This window comes from Mycobacteriales bacterium (assembly GCA_035995165.1).
GTDB lineage: Bacteria > Actinomycetota > Actinomycetes > Mycobacteriales > CADCTP01 > CADCTP01.
The window spans coordinates 1-5,692 of sequence record DASYKU010000006.1; the positions used below are offsets into that span (position 1 = coordinate 1).

Genomic DNA, 5,692 nt, shown 5'->3' on the forward strand with positions numbered 1-5,692 from the left:
GGCTGGGCCCGGTCGCTGCTGCACTACGGCGTCCCGATCGCGATCGCGATCGCCCTGGCGCTCCTCGGCGCGGTCGTCGCGATCGGCATGGTCATCTGGTCGGTCTGGGACCGGAACGGCCAGGGCGTCGACGACAAGATCGCCAAGACGTTCGTCGTCGAGGTCTGACGCCGCGCCTTTGACGGCGTCTCCGCCGTCCGGCGCTCGATAACCTCGACTGCACTCCCGTTTTCCCGCCCGTTCCACGCTGCCGGAGGGCCGCTGCATGAAGTACGTCTACGCCTTCGAAGAGGGCTCCAAGGAGCAGAAGTTCCTGCTCGGGGGCAAGGGGGCGAACCTCGCCGAGATGACGAACATGGGCCTGCCCGTCCCGCCCGGGTTCACGATCACGACCGAGGCCTGCACGACGTTCCTGACCACCGGCGACAACCCGCCCGAGCTCGCCGAGCAGGTCACCGAGCACCTCGCCGCGATGGAGCAGGCGATCGGCCGGAAGCTCGGCGACGCGGAGGACCCGCTGCTGGTCTCCGTACGGTCCGGGGCCAAGTTCTCCATGCCCGGCATGATGGAGACGGTCCTGAACATCGGGCTCAACGACTCCTCGGTGCAGGGGCTGGTCAAGCAGGCCGGCAACGACCGGTTCGCGTGGGACTCCTACCGCCGGCTCGTGCAGATGTTCGGCAAGACCGTGCTCGACATCGAGGGTGAGCACTTCGAGGACATCCTCGACGAGGCCAAGAAGGCCAAGGGCACCAAGAACGACCTCGACCTCGACGCGTCCGACCTGCAGAAGATCGTCGAGCAGTTCAAGGGCGTCGTCCGCGAGCACGGCGGCCGCGAGTTCCCGCAGGAGCCACGCGAGCAGATGGACCTGGCCGTGCAGGCCGTCTTCAACTCGTGGAACGCGGACCGCGCGATCCTCTACCGCCGCCAGGAGCGCATCCCGGCCGACCTCGGCACCGCGGTCAACGTGCAGTCGATGGTCTTCGGCAACACCGGCATGGACTCCGGCACCGGCGTCGCGTTCACCCGCGACCCCGCCTCCGGCGCCCAGGGCATCTACGGCGACTACCTGCAGAACGCGCAGGGCGAGGACGTCGTGGCCGGCATCCGCAACACGCTCTCGCTGCACGACCTGGAGAACATCGACAAGCCGGCGTACGACCAGCTGCTGGAGATCATGGCCACGCTCGAGGGCCACTACAAGGATCTCTGCGACATCGAGTTCACCATCGAGCGCAACAAGCTCTGGATGCTGCAGACCCGCGTCGGCAAGCGGACCGCGGCCGCCGCGTTCGTGATCGCGTCCCAGTTCGTCGACGAGGGCCAGATCGACGTCTCCGAGGCGATCCAGCGGGTCACCGGCGCGCAGCTGGCCCAGCTGATGTTCCCGACCTTCGACGAGAAGGCCGACAAGCAGCAGATCGCCAAGGGCATGAACGCCAGCCCCGGCGCCGCGGTCGGCAAGGTCGTCTTCGAGTCGCACCGGGCCGCCGACCTGGCGGCGAAGGGCGAGAAGGTCATCCTGGTCCGCCGCGAGACCACGCCGGACGACCTGGTCGGCATGATCGCCGCGCAGGGCATCCTCACCTCCCGCGGCGGCAAGACCTCGCACGCGGCCGTGGTCGCCCGTGGCATGGGCAAGACCTGCGTCTGCGGCGCCGAGGAGCTCGAGGTCGACCTCAAGGGCCGCAAGTTCACCGCGCCCGGCGGCGTCGTGGTGTCCGAGGGCGACGTCGTCTCCATCGACGGCACCACCGGCCGGGTCTACCTCGGCGAGGTCCCGGTCCAGCCTTCCCCGGTCGTGCAGTACTTCGAAGGGACCCTGGACAAGGACTCCGACCCGCTCGTCGCCGCGGTGGACCGCCTCGTCGGCCACGCCGACGAGGTCCGCCGGCTGGGCGTCCGGGCCAACGCCGACAACCCCGAGGACTCCGAGCGCGCCCGCCGCTTCGGCGCCCAGGGCATCGGGCTGTGCCGGACCGAGCACATGTTCCTCGGCGACCGCCGCCAGCTGGTCGAGGACCTGATCCTGGCCGACACCGACGACGAGCGGCAGGCCGCACTCGACGCGCTGGAGCCGCTGCAGAAGGAAGACTTCGTCGGCATCTTCACCGCGATGGACGGCCTTCCGGTCACCGTGCGGCTGATCGACCCGCCCCTGCACGAGTTCCTGCCGGACCTGACCGAGCTGTCGGTCAAGGTCGCCGTGGCCGAGAGCAAGGGCGAGGACGTCGGCCGGGACAAGGTGCTGCTGGAGGCCGTGCAGCGGCTGCACGAGGCCAACCCGATGCTGGGTCTGCGTGGTGTCCGGCTCGGCCTGGTCATCCCGGGGCTGTTCGGCATGCAGGTCAAGGCGATCGCCGAGGCCGCGGCCGAGCGCAAGCAGGCCGGCGGCGACCCGAAGCCGGAGATCATGATCCCGCTGGTCGGGGCCGTGCAGGAGCTGGAGATCATCAAGGACGAGACCGAGAAGGTGCTCGCCGCGGTCAAGGAGGAGACCGGGGTCGAGGTCGACACGCTGATCGGCACGATGATCGAGGTCCCGCGGGCGGCGCTGACAGCCGGGCAGATCGCCGAGTCCGCCCAGTTCTTCTCCTTCGGCACCAACGACCTGACCCAGATGGGCTGGGGCTTCTCCCGAGACGACGTCGAGGCGGCGTTCTTCTCCAAGTACCTCGACCTCGGCATCTTCGGCGTCTCGCCGTTCGAGTCGCTGGACACCGAGGGCGTCGGCCGGCTGGTGGAGATCGCCGTCGAGGAGGGCCGGGCCGCCCGTCCGGACCTCAAGATCGGCGTCTGCGGCGAGCACGGCGGCGACCCCGACTCGGTGCACTTCTTCCACCGGGTCGGGCTCGACTACGTCTCCTGCTCGCCGTTCCGGATCCCGGTCGCGCGGCTGGAGGCCGGTCGCGCCGTCGTCGAGTCGATGGGCTCCGACTCCCGCTGAGCTGACGAGGCGCACCTGCCGAGCGGCGCCGGGACGGATCTTCGGGTCCGGGCCGGCGCCGTCGTCGTACCCGGCCTCTAGGCTCACGGGAGTGGACGGGTACGGCGAGTTCGAGCGGGCCCGGCGGGCACCGGAGCCGGCCAAGCGGGCCCAGCTCGTGGCCGGCTCGGTGGCCCGCTCCGAGTTCGAACGCGACCGCGCCCGGGTGCTGCACTCGCAGGCGCTGCGCCGGCTGGCCGCGACCACCCAGGTGGTCGCCGCGGGGGAGCAGGACTTCCCGCGGACCCGGCTGACCCACTCGCTCGAGGTCGCCCAGATCGGCCGGGAGATCGGCGCCGCGCTCGGCTGCGACCCCGACATCACCGACGCCGCCGGGCTGGCCCACGACCTCGGCCACCCGCCGTTCGGGCACAACGGCGAGGCCGCGCTGGACCTCGTCGCCCAGCCCTGCGGCGGATTCGAGGGCAACGCGCAGACACTGCGGGCGCTGACCCGGCTGGAGGCGAAGATCCTCGACCCGGACGGCGGCCCGGCCGGGCTGAACCTGACCCGCGCCGTGCTGGACGCGACGGCCAAGTACCCGTGGCCCTGGCGCGAGGGGCAGCGCAAGTTCGGCGTGTACGCCGACGACCGCCCCGCCTTCGACTGGCTGCGGTCCGGGGCGCCGGAGGGCCGGCGCTGCCTGGAGGCGCAGGTGATGGACTGGGCCGACGACGTGGCGTACTCGGTGCACGACGTCGAGGACGGTGTGCACAGCGGGCTCGTCCGCTTCGGCGCGTTCGCCTCCCGGGACGAGCGGGCCGCGGTCTGCGCCCGGGCCGCCGAGGTCTACTCCGACGAGTCGGCCGGCGACCTCGGCACGGTGTTCGACGAGCTGCTGGCGCTGCCGACGCTGCGCGACCTCACCAGCTACGACGGGACCCGCGGCGCCCAGGTGGCGCTGAAGCGGGCGACCAGCGAGCTCACCGGACGCTTCGCCTCCGCCGCCGTCTCCGCGACCGTCGCCAAGGCGGGGGAGGGCCCGTTCCGCCGGTACGAGGCCGATCTGGTCGTGCCGTCCCAGGTGGCCGCGGAGTGCGCACTACTCAAGGCCGTCGCCGCCGAGTACGTCATGAACCGCCGGTACGTCGCCGAGCTGCAGACCCGCCAGCGCGAGCTGCTCGTCGAGCTGGCCGCGGTGCTGGCCGACCGCGCCCCCGACGTGCTCGACCCGGCGCTGCGGCCGGACTGGCTGGCCGCACCCGACGACGCCGCCCGGCTGCGGGTCGTCGTCGACCAGATCGCCGGCCTGACCGACCTGTCCGCCCCGGCCTGGCATGCCCGCCTGACCGGCTGAACCTGTGGAGGACCGCATGGACCCGTACGTCATCGTCGGCGCCGGACTGGCCGGCGCGAAGGCGGCCGAGACACTGCGCGCGGAGGGCTTCGAGGGCCCGATCGTGCTGATCGGCGACGAGGACGAGGTCCCGTACGAGCGGCCGCCGCTGTCCAAGGGCTACCTGCTGGGCAAGGACGAGCGCGACTCCGCCGCCGTGCACCCGCTGGCCTGGTACGACGAGCAGGGCATCGACCTGCGCCTGGGCTCCCCGGCCACCGCGATCGACGCGGCCGCGCACGAGGTCGTGCTGGGCAGCGGCGAGCGGCTGCGCTACGCCAAGCTGCTGCTGGCCACCGGCTCGCTGGTCCGGCCGCTGGACGTGCCCGGCGGCGACACCGTCAGCACGCTGCGCAAGCTGCCCGACGCCGACGCCCTGAAGGCCGCGTTGCAGGGCGGCGGCCGGATTGTCGTCGTCGGCGCCGGCTGGATCGGCCTGGAGGTCACCGCCGCGGCCCGCGAGTACGGCGCCGAGGTCACGCTGATCGAGGCCGCCCCGCAGCCGCTGTCCCGGGTGCTCGGCGACGAGCTCGGCGCGGTCTTCGCCGACCTGCACCGCGCCCACGGCGTCGACCTCCGGCTGAACTCCGGGGTCACGGAGATCGGCCCGGACGGCGTCACCCTGCCCGACGGCACCGTGATCCCGGCCGACCTGGTCGTGGTCGGCGTCGGTATCCGGCCGGACACCCGCCTGGCCGAGGAGGCCGGGCTGGCCGTCGACAACGGCGTGCTGGTGGACGCCTCGATGCGTACCTCCGACCCGGACATCTACGCGGCCGGCGACGTGGCGAACGTCGACAGCCCGCAGTTCGGCCGGATCCGGGTGGAGCACTGGGCCAACGCGCTCAACGGCGGCCCGGCCGCGGCCAGGAGCATGCTCGGCCAGGACGTCAGCTACGACCGGGTCCCCTACTTCTTCTCCGACCAGTACGACCTGGGCATGGAGTACTCGGGCTGGGCCCCGGCCGGCTCGTACGACCAGGTGGTCATCCGCGGCGATCTCGCCGCGCGGGAGTTCGTCGCGTTCTGGCTGTCGCACGGCAAGGTCCTGGCCGGCATGAACGTCAACGTCTGGGACGTCACCGACCCGATCCAGGACCTCGTCCGCACCGGCAAGCAGGTCGACTCCACCCGCCTCGCCGACACGGACGTCCCCCTCACGGATCTCTAAGAGGAGTCGCGCAGGGCTCGCCGACTCTCCGCATCGAGGTCGGCGAGCAGCTGCGCGACCACGTTGTCCGCCCAGATGCCGAGCTTCAGCCGGAGCACGGAGCTCAGCACCGGGAGGATGTCTCGCAGTTCGACCGGCATCGGCGTCGCGTCCGAGGACACCAACTGGAACGCCGGCTCGACCCGGTCAGCATTCC

Annotated in this window: 4 protein-coding genes; 3 read left to right on the forward strand and 1 reads right to left on the reverse strand. The window is 71.8% G+C overall.

All coding sequences use genetic code 11. The annotated features are described in order from the left end of the window. Positions 1-265: 265 nt before the first annotated feature. The 3 genes from ppdK (at position 266) to VGP36_01245 (ending at position 5,496) form a co-directional block, all read left to right on the forward strand. A complete protein-coding gene (gene ppdK, locus VGP36_01235) occupies positions 266-2,950 on the forward strand; it encodes a pyruvate, phosphate dikinase (protein ID HEV7653347.1) in 2,685 nt (894 codons plus the stop codon). A 91-nt stretch (positions 2,951-3,041) separates the two neighbouring features. Next, positions 3,042-4,286, forward strand: a complete 1,245-nt coding sequence (locus tag VGP36_01240) for a deoxyguanosinetriphosphate triphosphohydrolase (GenBank protein HEV7653348.1) — start codon at positions 3,042-3,044, stop codon at positions 4,284-4,286. A 16-nt stretch (positions 4,287-4,302) separates the two neighbouring features. Beyond that, complete coding sequence (locus tag VGP36_01245; protein HEV7653349.1) at positions 4,303-5,496, forward strand: FAD-dependent oxidoreductase; 1,194 nt, start codon at positions 4,303-4,305, stop codon at positions 5,494-5,496. Here the strand turns inward: VGP36_01245 and VGP36_01250 are convergent. Continuing rightward, positions 5,493-5,692, reverse strand: a 200-nt coding sequence (locus VGP36_01250; protein HEV7653350.1) for a hypothetical protein, incomplete at its 5' end; no start/stop codon positions are given. The two genes, VGP36_01245 and VGP36_01250, sit on opposite strands and share 4 nt — an antisense overlap.

Excerpts from the sequence above, each read along its gene's own strand:
- ppdK (HEV7653347.1), top strand. The coding sequence starts at position 266 with ATGAAGTACGTCTACGCCTTCGAAGAGGGCTCCAAGGAGCAGAAGTTC.
- VGP36_01245 (HEV7653349.1), top strand. The coding sequence starts at position 4,303 with ATGGACCCGTACGTCATCGTCGGCGCCGGACTGGCCGGCGCGAAGGCG.